General features: G+C 44.4%; 14 protein-coding genes. 5 read left to right on the forward strand and 9 right to left on the reverse strand.

The features are described from left to right. Window positions 1-21: 21 nt before the first annotated feature. The 5 genes from cysD to FHS86_RS14690 form a co-directional block, all read right to left on the reverse strand. A complete protein-coding gene (gene cysD / locus FHS86_RS14670) occupies window positions 22-930 on the reverse strand; it encodes a sulfate adenylyltransferase subunit CysD (protein ID WP_429415230.1) in 909 nt (302 codons plus the stop codon). 563 nt (window positions 931-1,493) lie between these two features. Beyond that, window positions 1,494-2,096: an adenylyl-sulfate kinase gene (gene cysC, locus FHS86_RS14675; protein ID WP_429415233.1), complete on the reverse strand. Its 603-nt coding sequence runs from the start codon at window positions 2,094-2,096 to the stop codon at window positions 1,494-1,496. A gap of 61 nt (window positions 2,097-2,157) precedes the next feature. Further along, entirely contained in the window at window positions 2,158-3,966 is a 1,809-nt protein-coding gene (locus FHS86_RS14680; RefSeq protein ID WP_429415236.1) for an SLC13 family permease, read from the reverse strand. 226 nt (window positions 3,967-4,192) lie between these two features. Continuing rightward, a complete protein-coding gene (gene cysQ / locus FHS86_RS14685) occupies window positions 4,193-4,972 on the reverse strand; it encodes a 3'(2'),5'-bisphosphate nucleotidase CysQ (RefSeq protein ID WP_429415239.1) in 780 nt (259 codons plus the stop codon). A 345-nt stretch (window positions 4,973-5,317) separates the two neighbouring features. Continuing rightward, window positions 5,318-5,665 carry a PadR family transcriptional regulator gene (locus FHS86_RS14690; protein ID WP_429415241.1) on the reverse strand — a complete coding sequence of 116 codons (348 nt, stop codon included), beginning with the start codon at window positions 5,663-5,665 and terminating at the stop codon, window positions 5,318-5,320. A gap of 87 nt (window positions 5,666-5,752) precedes the next feature. Between FHS86_RS14690 and FHS86_RS14695 the strand changes: the two genes are divergently transcribed. Next, window positions 5,753-6,109, forward strand: coding sequence for a hypothetical protein (locus FHS86_RS14695; RefSeq protein ID WP_429415244.1), 357 nt, complete (start codon window positions 5,753-5,755; stop codon window positions 6,107-6,109). On the opposite strand, the gene FHS86_RS14700 is transcribed toward FHS86_RS14695, so the two are convergent. Then, window positions 6,106-8,247: a Tex family protein gene (locus FHS86_RS14700; protein ID WP_429415247.1), complete on the reverse strand. Its 2,142-nt coding sequence runs from the start codon at window positions 8,245-8,247 to the stop codon at window positions 6,106-6,108. The two genes, FHS86_RS14695 and FHS86_RS14700, sit on opposite strands and share 4 nt — an antisense overlap. A 465-nt stretch (window positions 8,248-8,712) precedes the next feature. Between FHS86_RS14700 and FHS86_RS14705 the strand changes: the two genes are divergently transcribed. From FHS86_RS14705 to FHS86_RS14715, 3 genes are all read left to right on the forward strand, one after another. Beyond that, window positions 8,713-9,504 carry a polysaccharide biosynthesis/export family protein gene (locus tag FHS86_RS14705; RefSeq protein WP_429415249.1) on the forward strand — a complete coding sequence of 264 codons (792 nt, stop codon included), beginning with the start codon at window positions 8,713-8,715 and terminating at the stop codon, window positions 9,502-9,504. A 9-nt stretch (window positions 9,505-9,513) separates the two neighbouring features. Next, complete coding sequence (locus FHS86_RS14710; RefSeq protein WP_429415252.1) at window positions 9,514-11,979, forward strand: GumC family protein; 2,466 nt, start codon at window positions 9,514-9,516, stop codon at window positions 11,977-11,979. Between the two features lie 102 nt (window positions 11,980-12,081). Further along, window positions 12,082-12,600: a UpxY family transcription antiterminator gene (locus FHS86_RS14715; protein ID WP_429415255.1), complete on the forward strand. Its 519-nt coding sequence runs from the start codon at window positions 12,082-12,084 to the stop codon at window positions 12,598-12,600. Between the two features lie 161 nt (window positions 12,601-12,761). Here the strand turns inward: FHS86_RS14715 and msrA are convergent, their stop codons facing one another. The 3 genes from msrA to FHS86_RS14730 form a co-directional block, all read right to left on the reverse strand. Further along, the gene (gene msrA, locus FHS86_RS14720; RefSeq protein WP_429415258.1) at window positions 12,762-13,352 is read right to left on the reverse strand and encodes a peptide-methionine (S)-S-oxide reductase MsrA; all 591 of its coding nucleotides are present in this window, start codon (window positions 13,350-13,352) and stop codon (window positions 12,762-12,764) included. Window positions 13,353-13,421: 69 nt separating this feature from the next. Beyond that, entirely contained in the window at window positions 13,422-13,973 is a 552-nt protein-coding gene (gene amrA / locus FHS86_RS14725; RefSeq protein ID WP_429415261.1) for an AmmeMemoRadiSam system protein A, read from the reverse strand. 49 nt (window positions 13,974-14,022) lie between these two features. Then, window positions 14,023-14,709 carry a cytidylate kinase-like family protein gene (locus tag FHS86_RS14730; RefSeq protein ID WP_429415263.1) on the reverse strand — a complete coding sequence of 229 codons (687 nt, stop codon included), beginning with the start codon at window positions 14,707-14,709 and terminating at the stop codon, window positions 14,023-14,025. Window positions 14,710-15,450: 741 nt separating this feature from the next. Here FHS86_RS14730 and FHS86_RS14735 point away from each other — a divergent pair. Continuing rightward, window positions 15,451-17,130: a DEAD/DEAH box helicase gene (locus FHS86_RS14735; protein WP_429415265.1), complete on the forward strand. Its 1,680-nt coding sequence runs from the start codon at window positions 15,451-15,453 to the stop codon at window positions 17,128-17,130. Window positions 17,131-17,279 lie beyond the last annotated feature (149 nt).

The raw sequence follows: 17,279 nt of genomic DNA on the forward strand, positions 1-17,279 counted from the left end.
TTTTAAAATTGCTCCGCAATTTTAAAAGTATCCTTCCCGTTTCTTCTGTTCCATACTTGCTTCCTGGTCGAAATCAATCACCCTTGTGGTGCGTTCTGAAACGGTGACGGTCATCATTTCTTCGACAATCTCCTCGATGGTTTGTGCATTCGATTCCACAGCGCCGGTGAGGGGATAGCAACCCAGCGTACGAAAACGGACCATTTTCATCTCGGCTTTGTCGCGCAACTCTTTGGGCATGCGCTCGTCGTCGGCCATGATCAGGGCACCGTCGATGTTCACAATGGGGCGTTCCTTTGCATAGTATAGGGGAACAATGGGGATGTTTTCGAGGCGGATGTATTGCCACACGTCGAGTTCGGTCCAGTTGGAGATGGGGAATACGCGGATCGATTCTCCCTTCTGTACTTTGGCATTGTAGATGTCCCACAATTCGGGGCGCTGATTTTTTGGGTCCCACTGGTGAAATTTATCGCGAAAGGAGAAGATGCGCTCTTTGGCGCGCGATTTTTCCTCGTCACGACGGGCACCACCAAAGGCAGCGTCGAACTTGTATTTGCTGAGCCCCTCGAGCAGGGCTTGGGTCTTCATGATGTCGGTGTGCACCTTGCTGCCGTGGGTAAAAGGACCCACTCCGGCCTTGAAGGCTTCCATGTTGGAATGAACGATAAGGTCCCAGTTGTTTTCGCGGGCATAGTTGTCACGGAACTCGATCATCTCTTTGAATTTCCACTTTGAATCGATATGCATCAGAGGGAAAGGCACTTTGCCGGGGTAGAAGGCTTTTTCGGCCAGTCGTACCATTACCGACGAGTCTTTCCCGATGGAATAAAGCATGACGGGGTTCTCAAATTCAGCCGCAACTTCGCGGATGATGTGGATGGCCTCGGCTTCGAGTTCCTTGAGGTGGCTTAGGTTATAATCTTGCATTTGCTGCTTTTGTTAAAATTGAATCTACAAAAATAATGTTTAAGATGATAACGCAAAAAAGATTGCAGGAGGAGGCAGGATGTTAATAATTTGTTGTTGCTGGATGCTGTGAAAAAGTCAGAAAGTCAAAGAGTCATTAAGAAAAAAATGAAAAAAAGGAAAAATGGAATCAAGTATCAGGTAGCAAGACACAAGAGTCAGAAAGTCATTAAGTAAGAAGTGTCTATGTTAGCAGTGAGGAGCAATTGCTTTCAACTGCCTTCTATTGCTTCCAATTTTTTTTATTGAAGTGTATCTAAATATGGTAGCCACTATCCCTCTCCTGAAGGGGAGGTTAGGAGGGGCTTTTGAGCCTCTATTGGATGCTGGATGCTGGTGGTGGTTTGAGGGTTTGTTAGCAGGAAAAGAGTCATTAAGAAAAAAAGTCAATGGTCAATAAGAAAGAGTCATTAATTTGTGATGCAAAGCTGCTAATTTCAGTAGCTGCTGGCTTTTTGTTCAATGACTCAATCTGACCACTGACTTTTCCTCTATAAGCAATGATCACTGACTTTTCTTTAGTTTTATGAAATGAGGGGCAAAATGTTACGAAGCAATTCATCGATACTGGTATCGAGCGACTGTTGCGAAGTGTCGATGCTTAGCTGTGCATCCACGGGATGTTCAAAGGGTGCGCTAATGCCGGTGAAATCGGGGATCTTTCCGGCACGGGCCTTGGCATAAAGTCCTTTGACATCGCGCTGCTCACATACTTCGAGGGGAGTACTGACAAAAACTTCAAAAAAATCATCGTCACCTACAATCTCCTTTACTTGTTGGCGTACTTCTTCTGTGGGACTTACAAAGGCACAGAGGGTGATGATGCCACAGTTAAGGAAGAGCTTGGCTACCTCGGCAATACGACGGATGTTCTCCATCCGGTCTTCGGGACTGAAACGGAGGTTGTTGTTGATGCCGGTGCGAATGTTGTCGCCATCGAGCACCTGGGTGAGAAAACCCTTTTCGAAGAGTTTTCGTTCGAGTGCCTCTGCAAGGGTGGTTTTTCCTGATCCCGACAGGCCGGTAAACCAGATTACCTTGGCCTGCTGTTTTAAAAAGGTTTCCTTTTCCCTGCGGGGGATGATGCGGTGGAATTGGGGGAAGATGTTCTGTTTTTCATCTTTCATTTTATGACTTGTTTCTTTTTATCTTTTATCTAATATCTAATATCTAATTTCTTCTGTCTTTCTAAAACTCCCAAATCATGGGGATGAAAATAACTGAAAGGAGAAATGCCAGCAGGTTAAGAGGTATGCCTACTTTCAGATAATCGCGGAACTTGTAATTTCCGATCGACTGGACAATCATGTTGGTTTGGTATCCTACAGGTGTTGAGAAACTGGCTGAAGCGGCAATGCAAATGGCAATGAAAAAAGGCTTGGGGTCGACTCCCAGCTGATGGGCTGCTGACAATGCGATGGGGAAGGCAATGGCTGCTGCTGCATTGTTGGTAATCACTTCGGTAAAGACCATGGTTAGAAGGTATATGATGGCCAGTACAGCCCATGGGCCCATGTTTTTTACCGAATTGATGGCAAGCTGTGCCATGTGTTCGGCTGCTCCCGAGTTGAGCAGGGCCTTGCTTACGGCAAATGCTGATGCAATGGTGATGAGCACATCCCAACTGATGGCACGGGCATATTTTTTTGGAGGAAAAATGCGGAGAATGGCCATCATTACAGCCGCTATTGTGGCAAAGAAAAACATATCAGGCGGATTGCCCTTTACCGTAGGCATGTACTGACCAAAGGTGGCGCCAAGTACCATGATGAGCACCGTGGTGATGGTCCAGCCAATTTTGTAGGTTTTTACCGGTTTTTCAACTTCTCCTTTAGATGATATCAGGAAAAAAACTTTCGATTCCTTCCATGTGTCGACAAAGCCACTGTCGGCCAGTATAATCAGCGAATCGCCGGCCCTGAGCCGTTCCTGACGCAGGTTGTTGGTAATGCTTGATCCGTTGCGGTGAATGGCTACCACGGTGCCCTGGTAACGGTTGTAAAAATCAAATTCATCAAGTGTTGATCCGATGCCTGGAAAACGAGGGGCCAGCACTGCCTCGATGCGGTGAAGCTCTTCGCTTTTCATTACCTGATCGATGTTTCCATGGGTAAGAAGTTGCAATTCACCCATCGAAAGCAAGTTGTCGATATTTTCTTCAGCGCTGCATACCAGTAGGTTGTCGTTTTCCTGCAACACCACCCGCTGAAGTTGGGTGTCGATCATCTGCCGGTTGCGTTCGACTCCCACCACGTTGATGTTTTTGTGATCGCCCAACACCCCTTTGCGGATGACTTCTCCAATGTATTTGCTTCCTGAACTCACCATCAGATTGAAATAGTATTCCTTATAATCGATGCGATGGGCATTGTTCCCGTTTTTTTTGTGATCGGGCAGGAGGTAGTGCCCAACCAGCGCCAGATAGGCCCAGCCTGCCAGGGCAATGATGAAGCCTATTTGTGCCAGCTCAAACATGTTAATGCCCTCGAAGCCGCGTTCCTGCATCATGCCGTCAACCACGAGGTTGGTGGAAGTACCAATCAGGGTACAAATGCCACCAAAAATGGTTGCATACGAAAGGGGAATCAGTAATTTGGAAGGAGATACCCCTATGCGTTCGGCCCAGCGTTTGACAACCGGAGCAAAAATAATAACAACAGGCGTGTTATTCATAAAAGCCGAAAGTGCCGAAATGGGAAGCATGAGGGTGAGGAGCATGCGGGGCATCGACTTTCTCTCGCGTGGAAGGATGCGGGTTGCCAGTTGGTTGAGGATGCCGGAATAACGAACACCTTCACTTACCAGAAACAAAACACCTACCGTAAGCATGCCCTTGTTGGAAAATCCAGCTACCAGTTCATCGGGCGTAATAATGCCAACTGCCATGAAGAACACGGCGCCCGAAAAAAGAATAAGTCCGGGACGCATGGCATCTTTGGCCAGTGCGAGCATCATTACTACAATGATAAAGAGTACAATGTATGATTCGAGTGTCAAAACGCCTGTGTTTATGTTGGTCGCTGAAAAATAAGCAGAATTTGTTAAACGTGCTATATAAATTTGATTCTTAAAAACGTTGGTGTTCGCTTGTGTGATGTTTAATGTTTGTTTTCAAGAAGTTAACTTGGTTTTAACGCTTGTGTTCGTTTGTTTCTTTTTCAGATTTTTTTCTGCAAGCTTTCATCAAAGGAGCTTAAGCGATGGGGCTTTTCTGCGCTTCTGATCAGCTTACCACAAACCAGGGGTTGAGGAGCTTTTCCTTATTGTATTGCAGCGCCGTACCGCCTGGATAAACAGTGACTTTTTTGCCAGCATGCCGACAAATGGCATCTCCTGCGGCTGTGTCCCATTCCATGGTGGGCCCCATGCGGGGATAACAATGTGCCCGGCCTTCGGCAATCATGCAAAATTTGAGAGAGCTTCCACGACTTATTATTTTTATCGGACGATCGTGGCTTTGGAGTTGGTTGAGATAGTCGCTTGTTTCCTTGTTCAAATGCGAACGCGAACCCACTACCATATACTCTTCGTTCCCTGGTTCATAACAGGGAAGTTGAATGGCCTTCAGTTCTGGATGAGAAGCGTCAAAAGGCGGTTGAACCATAAAGGCACCCTGGTCATCGGCAAAGTAAAGTGTTCCGCTTACTGGTATATAAATCACACCGGTAAGCGGATTTCCATGCTCAATCAATGCAATGTTGACGGTAAAGTCTCCGTTTCTTTTGATAAATTCCTTGGTGCCATCGAGCGGGTCTACCAGCCAGTAACGTTCCCAGTTTTTACGTTCTTCCCATGGAATGTCTTTCCCCTCTTCACTTAACACGGGCCAGGGTGTGTTGGCAAGCATTTGAATGATGTCTTCGTGAGCCGCCTTGTCGGCAAGTGTCAGCGGACTGTTGTCGGCCTTCAGACTTACGCCAAAGTCGGATGTGTTGTATATTTCCAATATGGAAGCACCGGCTTTCAATGCGGCACTGATGGCTATTTTCAAGTGTTTGTTCATCGTTTTTTATAAGCAAAGGAATAAAAAATAATCAGTTGCTCAGCAGACCTTCGATCATTCCATGAGTCAAAGTACCTCGTCATGGATGTTTCACTCATCGCTTCACCCGGTCGGTCACCTTTCCAGGGCCGGCAGCTAATTGCAAACTCAGTGATCAAAAATACAACAATGCTTGAAAGATAAAATGGTTGAATTGTTGTGAATGTTGAAAAGTCAGAAGTTTTGAAGAAAATACAGCATGACAATTACGGGCGAAGAAAATACTCCGCTTCGGGCAAAAAATAAGAGCTTTCAATTTTTTGAAAGCTCCTTTTCATTCATCGCAATTGAATAATTTTACCCTGTTTATTCAATTGGAGATAAGTTAGACCAAAGCTCGGTTAACATAGTGTGAACCAATGACCAGTTGTCAATTTCATCCTGCAGCGCTTTGCGTCCTTTTTTGTTGATGGCATAATACTTGCGATGACGTCCGTTTTCTGCCATTTTCCACAACGACTTAATTAAGCCATTTTTTTCAAGTTTGTGGAGAACAGGATACAAGCTACCCTCTTTCCACTCAATACGGTTTTCAGAAAGTTCTTTAACCTTCTGCATAATTTCATAACCGTAACTTTCATTTTTGTCTAAAATTGAGAGAATAATAGGTACAGCAGAGGCACCTACCAGCTCTTTCGAAATTTTACTACTCATAACTGAAAAATTTAATACATTAAACACATAGATATCTTTCGACGACTTACAAAAGAAAGTTAAATATAGTGATAAAAATTTTACAAAATGAAAAAATTCGAATACTTTCTGTCAAACAATTATCAACCAGGGAATAGTATTATTAAAATGAATGTATTAATTTTACTCAAAATAGCAGAAAAGCCTATGTTGCCTAAATTTTTAATCGCCGACAATTCGCAGGAATTACCCAACACAATTTTTGTAATTCATACCGAAGCTCCCCGCTTTATTGTAGAAAGCGATATTGACGATTTTAGCCGTGATCAGGTCATCCACTGGATAGACGAACAGCCTGAAAGTGAAGCCATCATCGAGCAATTGCTGGAGGAAGCAGAAGATTTCCTCGAAGCAGAGTTTGAAAGTCAGGAAGACCTTTATGACGACGAGTTCGGGCTCAATTAATCAAGCCCCTTCATCGACAGCTGTATTCTTTTTCTGACTGTATCGACCGAGAGGACTCTGACCTGAACGTGCTGATTAAGTTTTACCACCTTGGCCGGATCGTCGATGTAACGATCGGTCAGTTGGGAGACATGAATCAGTCCGTTTTCCTTGATCCCTATATCAACAAAAGCTCCAAAGCGGGTAATGTTGGTTACAATGCCGGGAACGATGCTTCCTTCCTTCAGATCATCGATGGTTTTCAGTTGTTCGTCAAATTCGAATACACGGATCGATTGTCGTGGATCGCGACCGGGTTTGGCCAGCTCGTTCATGATGTCGTTTAGCGTTGGCATGCCCACACGTTCACTTACATAATCTTTTAACTGAATGGCTTTTCGGAGTGTCTCATCTGCGATAAGGTCCGAAACGCTAACCCCCAGCTTTCGTGCCATCATCTCAACTACCGGGTACGACTCGGGATGAACTGCTGAATTATCGAGCGGATTTTCAGCCCCGCGAATTCGTAAAAAACCAGCTGCCTGTTCAAAGGCTTTTTGTCCCATTCGGGGAACCTTTAATAACTGATCGCGCGAAGTGAAATCACCATTTTCACGCCTGTAGTCCACCAGGTTTTGCGCCAGCTGTGGGCCAAGTCCAGAAACATAGGTTAACAGATGCTTGCTGGCCGTATTTACATTGACACCAACACTATTCACACACGAGGCCACAATCGTGTCAAGGTCGGCTTGCAAAAGTTTCTGATCCACATCGTGCTGGTATTGTCCTACACCAATCGATCGCGGTTCAATTTTCACCAATTCTGCCAGCGGATCCATCAGTCGTCGCCCGATGGATACCGAGCCACGCACGGTTACATCGTAGCCAGGAAATTCATCACGGGCAATTTTCGATGCCGAATATACCGATGCCCCGTCTTCATTGACCGAATAAACTGTTACCTTTCGATCGAAGCGCATGTGTTTGAGGAACTGCTCTGTTTCACGTCCTGCGGTTCCGTTCCCAACCGCAATGGCATCGATTTTATAGGCCCCAACCAGGGTGCTTAGTTTTTTAGCCGATTCACGAACTTCCCGTTGAGGGGGATGCGGATAAATGGTTTCGTTGTGCAGCAGGTTGCCCTGCTCGTCGAGACAAACCACTTTGCAGCCGGTACGAAAACCCGGATCGATGGCCAGTACACGCTGCTGTCCCAGTGGTGCTGCCAATAGTAACTGACGAAGGTTTTCACCAAATACCCTGATGGCTTCGGCTTCGGCCCTTTCTCGTGCTTCACGCAGAAACTCTGTCTCAATCGAAGGATGCAGCAGGCGTTTGTAGCTGTCGCCTACTGCCTTTTTAACTTCAGCACAAGAAGCATTCTTTTCGGCAATTCCGCGCACAAAAATATGCTCGAGCTGCTGCATGGCAGCTTCATCATCGATGTTCAGACCGCTTTTCAGGAAGCCCTCTTTTTCAGCCCGCTTAATGGCCAGAAACCGATGTGAAGCGCATTTTCGCAGCGGCTCGCTCCAGTCGAAATAATCGCGGTATTTCTGTGCATCGGCCTCTTTTCCCTTTACAACCCGCGAAGCAATAACGGCTTCCCGACGAAAATATGAACGGATCACATCGCGGGCCCGGGTATTTTCACTCACCCACTCTGCAATAATGTCGCGTGCACCGGCAAGGGCTTCCTCAACACTTTCAACTTCATCGTTTAAATATGGAAGGGCTCTGCTTTCAGGTGCTGTTTCATGCTGTGCCATGACAATTTTTGCCAAAGGCTCAAGTCCCTTTTCTCTGGCAATGGTTGCCCGGGTTCGCTTTTTGGGTTTGTATGGCAAATACAGGTCTTCGAGCTGGTTGGCATCCTGGCAGTCTTCAATCTGCTTTTTTAATTCAGCACTAAGTTTACCCTGTTCACCAATGGTTTTCAGTACTGTTTCGCGACGTTTTTCCAGATCAACATAATAGTGGTACTGCTTTTGGATTTCAGCAATGGCCAGCTCATCCAGGCTGCCTGTCAATTCTTTCCGATAGCGCGATATAAAAGGGATGGTCGCTCCTTCGAGCAAGAGCAGCAGGGTGTTGCTAACTTGTGTGTATTCCAGTCCGGTAGCCACGGCTACCATCTTAAACAGCTTTTCATTTTCCATGGTGAAAGGAGTATAGGCTTCAAAATATTTGTTCCTGCAAAGCTACCTGAATTCATGCAACTATAAAAGAACGAAGGACTACATTCTGTTAAAAACAGCGATAAAGCAAGGTTGTAAAGAGTCAAAGGAAAGCAATTGGATACGATGGAATACGATGGAAAGCATTTGAAGTGATTGGGTAGTATTTGAGTGTTTTAACTTGTTGTGAGTGGTTAGGTATTAAAGTTTTAACTGCAAGCAATAAATATCAAAAGATACAATTTCAATAGGGATTCAACGTTTTGCCTGTAATGACAGAACAAAACGGTCCCGCCAATGTTATTGTTGCTTAGTTAACATTTTGTTATATAGCATGTCAATTCAAAGTGAAATAAAATTTTCTGATTGTGTTGTCAGAACGATTTTTTATATTTGTGAAACAATGCCAAAAACACTACATTACCAACAAAACGTAATCAATTTAACATGAAAAATTTTTTTAAACGCTCCCTCATTTATAGCGTGTTATTATTGCTGTTCGCAAGCTCGTGCATTCCACTTAAGGATTATGTGTACATGCAGGAAGTCGACGACGGTCAGCTCGACATCAACGTGGTTGAACCAGACGCCTACCGTATACAACCCAACGACAATCTTTACATTCAGGTGATTTCGAACGACGAACTGTCGACTTATTTTAATTTGAGCAGCACTGACCGCTACCTCAACAACGACGCCGCCATTGAATTGGGTTCCTACAAGGTGGACAAGGAAGGCATGATTGATTTTCCCTACATGGGAGCTGTCAAGGTATCCGGACTCACTACAACCGAAATTAAAAACATCATCAGCGAAGGTGTTTCCGAAATGCTCATTCAGTATTCCGTTGTAGTAAAGCTGGTTAACAGAAAAGTATCGCTTTTGGGCGAATTCAAAGCACCCGGAACATACAGTTTTTACAACGACCGAATGACTATTTTTGAAGCGCTGGGCATGGGGGGTGATCTGACCGATTTTGGAAACCGACACAATGTTAAAATCATCAGACATGTGGCCGGCGAAAGAGAAGTGGCCACAGTTGACCTTACCAAATCGGAGATTTTTGGCAGCGGCTTTTACTACATCCTCCCCAACGACATAATCTACGTTGAACCCACCAACCGGGTTTATGGAGCGCGTACCTTACCGGTAGCTACCATTCTAAGCACCATCAATGCCGGATTCAACATTTATTATTTTATTACCACTTTAATTTCTGACAATCAACCTGCCGAATAAGTTCACATTATGGAAAATAGCGTACAAAACAATAAGTATAACCAGGACGAGGAAACCATAGACCTGCGTAAATTATTCAATTATTTTATCGGGAACCTGCACTGGTTCATCTTTTCGGTAGTTGTTGCCCTGGGGCTGGCCTATGCCATTAACCGATACACCACCCGTATTTACAGTGTTCACACCACCGTACTGATTGACGACAGCAGTAAAGGTTCTTCCTTTTTAAGCGGGAATACGGGAGGAAGTCTTGACATGCTTTCAGGCTTTGGCATGTATCCCTCGTTGCAAAATTTCGAAAACCAGACCATCATTCTTAAATCGAACAGTCAGGTAAGGCGCACGATCAATAAATTGAATTTCGAAGTTTCTTATTTTAGTCACGGAAGGTTAACCAACAGCGAGATCTATAAAAACTCTCCCTTCGAAGTCATTTTTATTCGTAACCATGTTCAACCACTTGGTGCCCGCTTTAAACTTTCAATTCTTAAGGACGGCGACATGACCATCAGTGTTGAAGATGAAAATGTGGACTTGTTCCGTTACGATACGGAAAGCATTGAAAGCCGTGTTCCTTCGCTTGATTTTTCAGCCAAAGTGAAACCCGGAAAACGTATTCAGACCGAATATTTCGATTTCTACATCAATGTCAACGAAAATTTTGATCCGGAAGCCGATAACGACTACTTTTTCTATTTTAATACACCAGCCCAGCTGACCCGAAGCTATCAGAACAAACTGGTGCTTGAACCCATGGCCAAAGGATCATCGATGTTGAAGATCAGCATGGAAGACAGTAATCCACAAAAGGCCATGGATTTTCTGAACACCCTGACCAGCGAATACCTGCTCCGCAACCTTGAAAAGAAAAACGAACTGGCTGATAATACCATTAACTTTATCAACGACCGGCTCGATACCATTTCGCGCTCGCTGAATATTGCCGAATCGGCCTTACAGAATTTCCGTTCGAAAAACCAGGTGATGGACCTCTCTTTTCAGGCGCAGCAGATTTTTGAACAGCTAAAAGAGCTTGAGAATCAAAAAATGAACATGGAAATGCAGAACAAATACTATCAGTATCTGCTTAATTATATTGAAGAAAACCAGGATGTTGAATCCATTCTTGCTCCTTCGGCCATGGGCGTTCAGGATCCCCTTCTCAACCAATTGATACTCGAAATCAATCAGTTGTCGGTCGAAAAATCGAGTCTTACCAATATCAAAAAGGGAGCCGACCTGATGCCGCTTCAAAGGCTCGATGCACAAATCCGTAACGCCAAGAACAATATTTACGAAAATGCGATGAACCTGGTGCAGAGTTCGGCCATTTCGCTGCGCGAGATCAACAAACGAATCAGTAAGTTGATGACCGAAGTAAACAACCTGCCCGAAACCGAAAGAGAATTGTTTGGTATCCAGCGTGAATTTCAGCTCAACGACAACCTGTATACTTTTCTGCTTGAGCGGCAGGCTGAAGCCCAGATAGCCAAAGCATCGAACTCGCCCGACAACGAGGTGATCGATCAGGCACTTGTTTCGCCAACTCCCATCAAGCCCAAAAGCATGATTAATTTCGCCATTGCCATCATGCTGGGATTGGTATTGCCGGCTGTAGTGATTGCCCTTCGCGAGTATTTCAACATGCGCATCGATTCGCCCGACATGGTGAAACGTATAACCAACAAACCCATTATTGGCTACATCCCTAACTCGGGCGAAGATGCTTCGAGCAATATTTTTGATGATCCCGATTCACCATGGGCCGAAGCTTTTCGAATTGTTCGTACCAAGTTGCAATTCCTTACCCGTAGCAGTAAAAACCCGATTGTAATGATTACCTCGTCGATCCCCGGTGAAGGAAAATCGTTCATTGCCATCAACCTTGCATCGGCCACAGCCATGACGGGCAAGAAAACGGTATTGGTGGGACTTGACCTGCGCAGACCACAGTTGGCGCAGCGTTTTTCGCTCGACAAAAATATGGGGGTAACCAACTACCTGATTGGTGAAGCCGGCCTCGACGACATTATTCAAAAGGGCCCCATCGATAATTTTGACATCATTCCTTCGGGCATCATTCCTCCCAATCCGGCGGAGTTGATTGCTGACGAAAAAACTGCCCTGTTTCTCGAAACACTGAAACAACGCTACGACTACATCATCATCGATACGGCACCGATGTCGCCTGTTTCCGATTCGCATCACCTGGCCAAGCTTGTCGATGCCACCGTTTTTGTTGTTCGCGACAAGTATACTCATAAGCACGCACTGGAGGCTTCGCTCGAAGAAGCTGCCAATATCAATGTTGAAAACCTTTCCATATTAATGAACGACATTGAGCTTAGTCGCAAACGTTCAGGAGCCCGTTACGGATACAGCTATGGCTATCGTTATGGTTACAAATATGGCTACGGCTATGGCTACGGCTATTATCAGGACAAGGGTAAGAAGAAGAAGAAAAAGAAAAAATAAGACCCAAGCTGAGGTTGAGGACACTTTCCTCAACCTCAGCCTTTTTTCTTAATGACTATTTACTTTTTTCTTAATGACCATTGACTTTCTGACTTTTTCAAAATGACTACTTTAATTAAGCACTGGTACGCTGTTTACACCAAGTCGAGGGCCGAAAAAAAGGTATTGCTGGAACTTGAATTCCAGTCCATTGAAGCCTACCTTCCTTTACAAAAGAAGCTACGACAGTGGAGTGATCGAAAGAAGTGGGTGGAAACACCGCTGATACCGGGTTATATTTTTGTTCACATCGATCGCCGTGATTACGACCGGGTTTTACGAACCCAGGGAGTAGTAACTTACGTTCGTTTTGAAGGGCAGGCTGCCATTATTCCGGATGATCAGATTGACGTCATCAAACGAATGATGCGTGAGCACGAACTGAATGTTCTTATTTCGCATGAAGACTTTAGTGAAGGCGATGAAATTGAAATTACCGCCGGGCCGCTTATCGGAATAAAAGCCACATTGGTTACTTTCAAGGGTAAAAAGCGGGTAGCTGTGCAGCTGCATCAGCTCAACCTTTCTCTCACTGTTGATTTGCCGCTAAGCGAAATACGAAAGATAGATAAAGAAGACTGATGCTTCGTGCTATCGTAAGCAATGCTTTCGTCTGCCAAAATTTAGCATGAGCTTTACGTTCTATTTGAACCTTGCTTCGTTTCCTGCCTCAGTGAATCAAAAAGTCATTACTTGTTTCAATTACAAATCCATACAACTGTTCGGTTTTACTTCCCGGCAGCTCATTTATCTTCCTTCAGCAGATCTTCGAAAGCAGCCTTAAACTTTTCCATTTTTGGTTGAATAACAAAGCGACAATAAGCTTCGTTTTTGTTTTTCTCATAGTAGTCGTTGTGATAGTTTTCAGCAGGATAAAAATTACTAAGTGCTTCAACGGTGGTAACGATGGCTTGCGGATAAACTTTCTGTTCGTTTAGTTTTTCAATTAGGTGAAGGGCGGTTTGTTGTTGTTGCGGGGTGGAATAAAAAACGGCCGACCGGTATTGGGTCCCCACATCGGCCCCCTGTCTGTTGAGGCTTGTTGGATCGTGTGTGAGGAAAAACACCTCGAGTAATTTCTCGTAAGCGATTTCTTTGGGATCGAATTCAATTCTGATCACTTCGGCATGTCCTGTACGTCCGGTGCAAACTTCACGGTACGACGGATTGATGATCGTACCACCCGAATAGCCCGGTTGAACACTTTGAACTCCTTTTATCTCCTGAAAAATGGCTTCGGTGCACCAAAAGCAACCTCCGCCAAATACTGCTTCTTCGCTTTTTGCCTGCGTATTGGTCATGATCGTCAGATAGATTAATAATACTAAACGCATGTTTTTGCTTGTGTTAATCTGTGTGGGAATAAACAAAGTGAAAGCGCTTTGGTTTATCCGGGGGTGCATTCACTTTACAATCAGTACTTCGTAACGGAACAATTCGGCATCTCTCCAGCCATTGTAGCCCAGCCCGGCTTTATTTTTACTGCAAAAACCCACAAATTCTTCACGGGTCCAAGCTGTTTTTTGGGCAACCTGAGGCAGAAAGGTTCCCGACTGCTGCCCCTTGCGGATGTAAATGCCGTGTTTTCCGATTTCTATTTGTTCAATGGATGTAATTCTTTCCAGCGGAGAAAGGATGGACAACTCGAGCGACAAATCGTTTATTTCGTCTGCGCTTATCGGATCAAAACGGTAGTCGTTGAGGGCTGCAGCGCGGGCAAGGTCGGATATGTTGACATAGAGGGGTTTTTCAGAAGTAAAATTTCCAATACAAGCCCTTAGCGTTTTGTGATTGTAGATGGATACAAAAGCACCTGTTTTTTGTTTGAGTACTGTACTTATTTCCTTGCTATTGATTGCAAAGCTTTCATCTTTATTAAACAACCTGCACAGGGTATTAAAAGCAAGGCCGAGCAATATACGCCGATCGGATTCACTTAGTTCGAAATGCTGCATCTCCTCGTATTTTTCAGGGAGCTTCAACGTATTGCATGAAGCTTATCTTTTAAATGAGCTTTTTCAGTTTCATTGCCTCAATAATGAGTGCAATAATTTCATCATTGCTGAAACATTCCTGATTGATAATCAGATCGAAATATTCATCCTTGTTTTTATTCCCCCTGATTGATTTTCTAAAATTAGTTCTGTCTTTTTCCGTTTGTACAATACATTGTACCGCTTTTTCGCGGGTGTAGTTTTTATTTTGCATTACCTTCTTGATGCGCCATTCAAGCGGGGCCTCCACCCGAATATGTATGGCCCGGTTGATGTCGGAACAGATTGAATTGGCACCCCGGCCTACAAAAACTTTGTGACCGTCGATAGCAAATTGTCTGATCACCTTTATTACCGTATTGCGCATTTTGCGCTCAAGGTGATAATCTTTCGACAAAAAAGCTTCCAAAACATCTTCAAACACTGAGCGGTCGGGCACCTTGAAAACCGTTTTGATTTTTTTAGGTTGTAATTTTAACTTGCCGGCCGATTCATGAAGCACTTCCTTGCTGATCATACTCCAATGCGTATTCCGGTCGAGTTCACTTAGTTCCTCAGCCAGTTTGCGTGCCATGCGTCGTACCGAACAGCCTGCAGCTCTCGAGATGCTTATTACCGGCCCCGGCTCTGTTTTTACTTCATGAAGATGAAGGTCGTCGAGCCTTTTTGACATGTAATCGTGAAAAATATCCTTCATGTTCTTAGTATCAATGATTAAATGCTTAATTCATACTTGCGATTCAGCAATAATTTACGAAACATTTTGTTAGCTTACACGATAAACAGCTAAATTTTTTACCCGATGCACCAGCCGTAGCTTAGAGGCCTTACTGTTAAGTGAGATTCTTCCAAATTTTAGAAACAAGTGATGAACCTTTTAATGCGTGTCTTGTTTTTTAGTAAGTTCGTTTCAAACGAGTTTCTTACGGATCTATTTCACAATAGATATATAAACCATTTAATTAGGTTTTTGGGGTTAAATGCCGTCTGTTTATTCAGGCGGCTTTTTTTGTGTCTTTGTCTGATAAAAGCTAAAGGTGACAGCCAAGATTCGTCCCATGGAATTTTTTCAAATTTTTTTTAAGTCCTGCACCCTGCACTTGGAGGCAGACAGTAGCTGATTTTGATGGAATAAATCTACCGGAATGACTTCATCAAATGTAATAAAGCAGGCCAATTGCCTTTCCATTTACTTAACATTGACAGGTTTATTGCTTAAAGTGCAGCATCGTGTTATTTTTATCTTACTTTTGCGCCCGCTATTCAAATTGTCGGATAGCAATTTTTTTTCAGTCACTGTTGATCAACACCTTTTTAGGTTGAATTGCAAGTAGTTTACCGGAAGCGTCCGGTTTGGGGACAGTGGCAGGAGTTTATTAACCGGGTTGACCTGTATTGATGGTGAAGATTGAACGGGAAGGCCTAAAAAAGAAAGAACATGTTATTTTCAGAAATGGGCCTTTCGTCGGCGATCCTTAAAGGGATTACCGATCTTGGCTTTGTATCACCCACTCCGATTCAGGAGAAAGTAATTCCCCTTTTACAAAAGGAAAAACGAGATGTAATCGGACTGGCACAAACCGGTACCGGAAAAACAGCGGCTTTTGGGTTGCCCGCATTGGGTACCATCGATTTGCAGCAACAACATCCCCAGTTATTGATTTTAAGTCCAACCCGTGAACTTTGTCTTCAAATTACCCGCGATCTTGAGAATTTCAGCAAGTACATCGATGGATTGAAAATAGTTGCTGTTTATGGTGGTGCTCCCATCGATAAACAAATTGGTGCCTTAAAACGTGGTGCCCATGTGGTGGTTGCCACCCCGGGACGTATTCACGACCTGGTGCGGCGCAAACGGGTTGATCTGGCTCAGGTCGAAACCCTGGTGCTCGACGAAGCCGACGAGATGCTTAAAATGGGTTTCCGCGAAGATGTTGATGCTATTCTGGCACAAACTCCTTCAGAGAAAACCACCTTGCTTTTTTCAGCAACCATGAGTCCCGAAATTGCAACCATCGGTAGAACCTACATGAACAAACCGGTCGAAATTACCATTGGTGAGAAAAACGCAAGTGCCGAAAATGTAAAGCACATTTATCACATGGTGCATGCACGCGATCGTTATATTGCATTGAAGCGGGTGGTCGATTATTACCCCAACATATATGGAATTATTTTCTGTCGTACCCGGATTGAGACAAAGGATGTAGCTGCCAAGCTGATGAGCGATGGCTACAATGCCGAGGCATTGCATGGCGACCTGACGCAAAGTCAGCGCGATTATGTGATGCAGAAATTCAGAGAGCGAAATTTGAGTCTTTTGGTTGCAACCGATGTGGCTGCCCGCGGACTTGATGTAACCGACCTGACCCACGTCATCAATTATAACCTTCCGGATGATACCGAAAACTATACCCACCGCTCGGGACGCACAGGCAGGGCAGGAAAAGAAGGTATGGCCGTTTCGATCATCAACATGAAGGAGCAGGGAAAACTACGTCAGATTGAAAAGGTAATCCGTAAAAAGTTCGATCGCAAACCAGTGCCTGCAGGTGCCGAAATTTGTGAACGCCAGCTTTTTAGAATGGTCGAAAAGGTGCATCAGTCAGAGGTTAATCACCAGCAAATTGATCCCTACATGGATAAGGTGTATGAAATGCTGGGTGACCTTTCACGGGAAGAAGTGATCAAGCGTTTTGTATCGATCGAGTTCAACCGTTTTCTCGATTATTATAAAAATGCTCCCGATTTGAACATCGATGTGAAAAAGGAAAAGGAAGCATCGGGAGATAAAGGAACCCGGAGATCAACCAGGGGCAAAAGCATGTCGCGCATCATTTTTAACGTTGGTAAAGGCAAAGGTTTAAGCAAGAAAGACGTGATTGAGCTCATGGTACAATCGTCGGGCCGCAAGGACATTGAAATCGGTCAGATTGAAATTTTCAAGCGGGCCTCATCTGTCGAGGTCGACAGCCAGTTTTCGCGCAAGCTGATTGCCGAGCTGAACCGTCGTAACTTCAAAGGAGTTAACATTGAAGCGGAAGAAAACTATGAATTTGCCGGAAACGACATGCGCGACCGGAACAAAGGCCCGAGAGGCAAAAGAAGAAGATCATAAGCCGGCGAAACTTTTTCGCAGCACAATAAAAGCAAACCAGGCAATGCAGTCGATGAAAATTGGCTGGCATTGCCTGGTTTCACTTTGAAAGGTACTAAACTAAAAAAAGTCTAAACTACTTATTAATATAAGCAATTTAGACTTTTTAC

The sequence above is a fragment of the Roseimarinus sediminis genome, assembly GCF_050433125.1.
In the GTDB taxonomy this organism is placed as follows: Bacteria; Bacteroidota; Bacteroidia; order Bacteroidales; family Prolixibacteraceae; genus Roseimarinus; species Roseimarinus sediminis.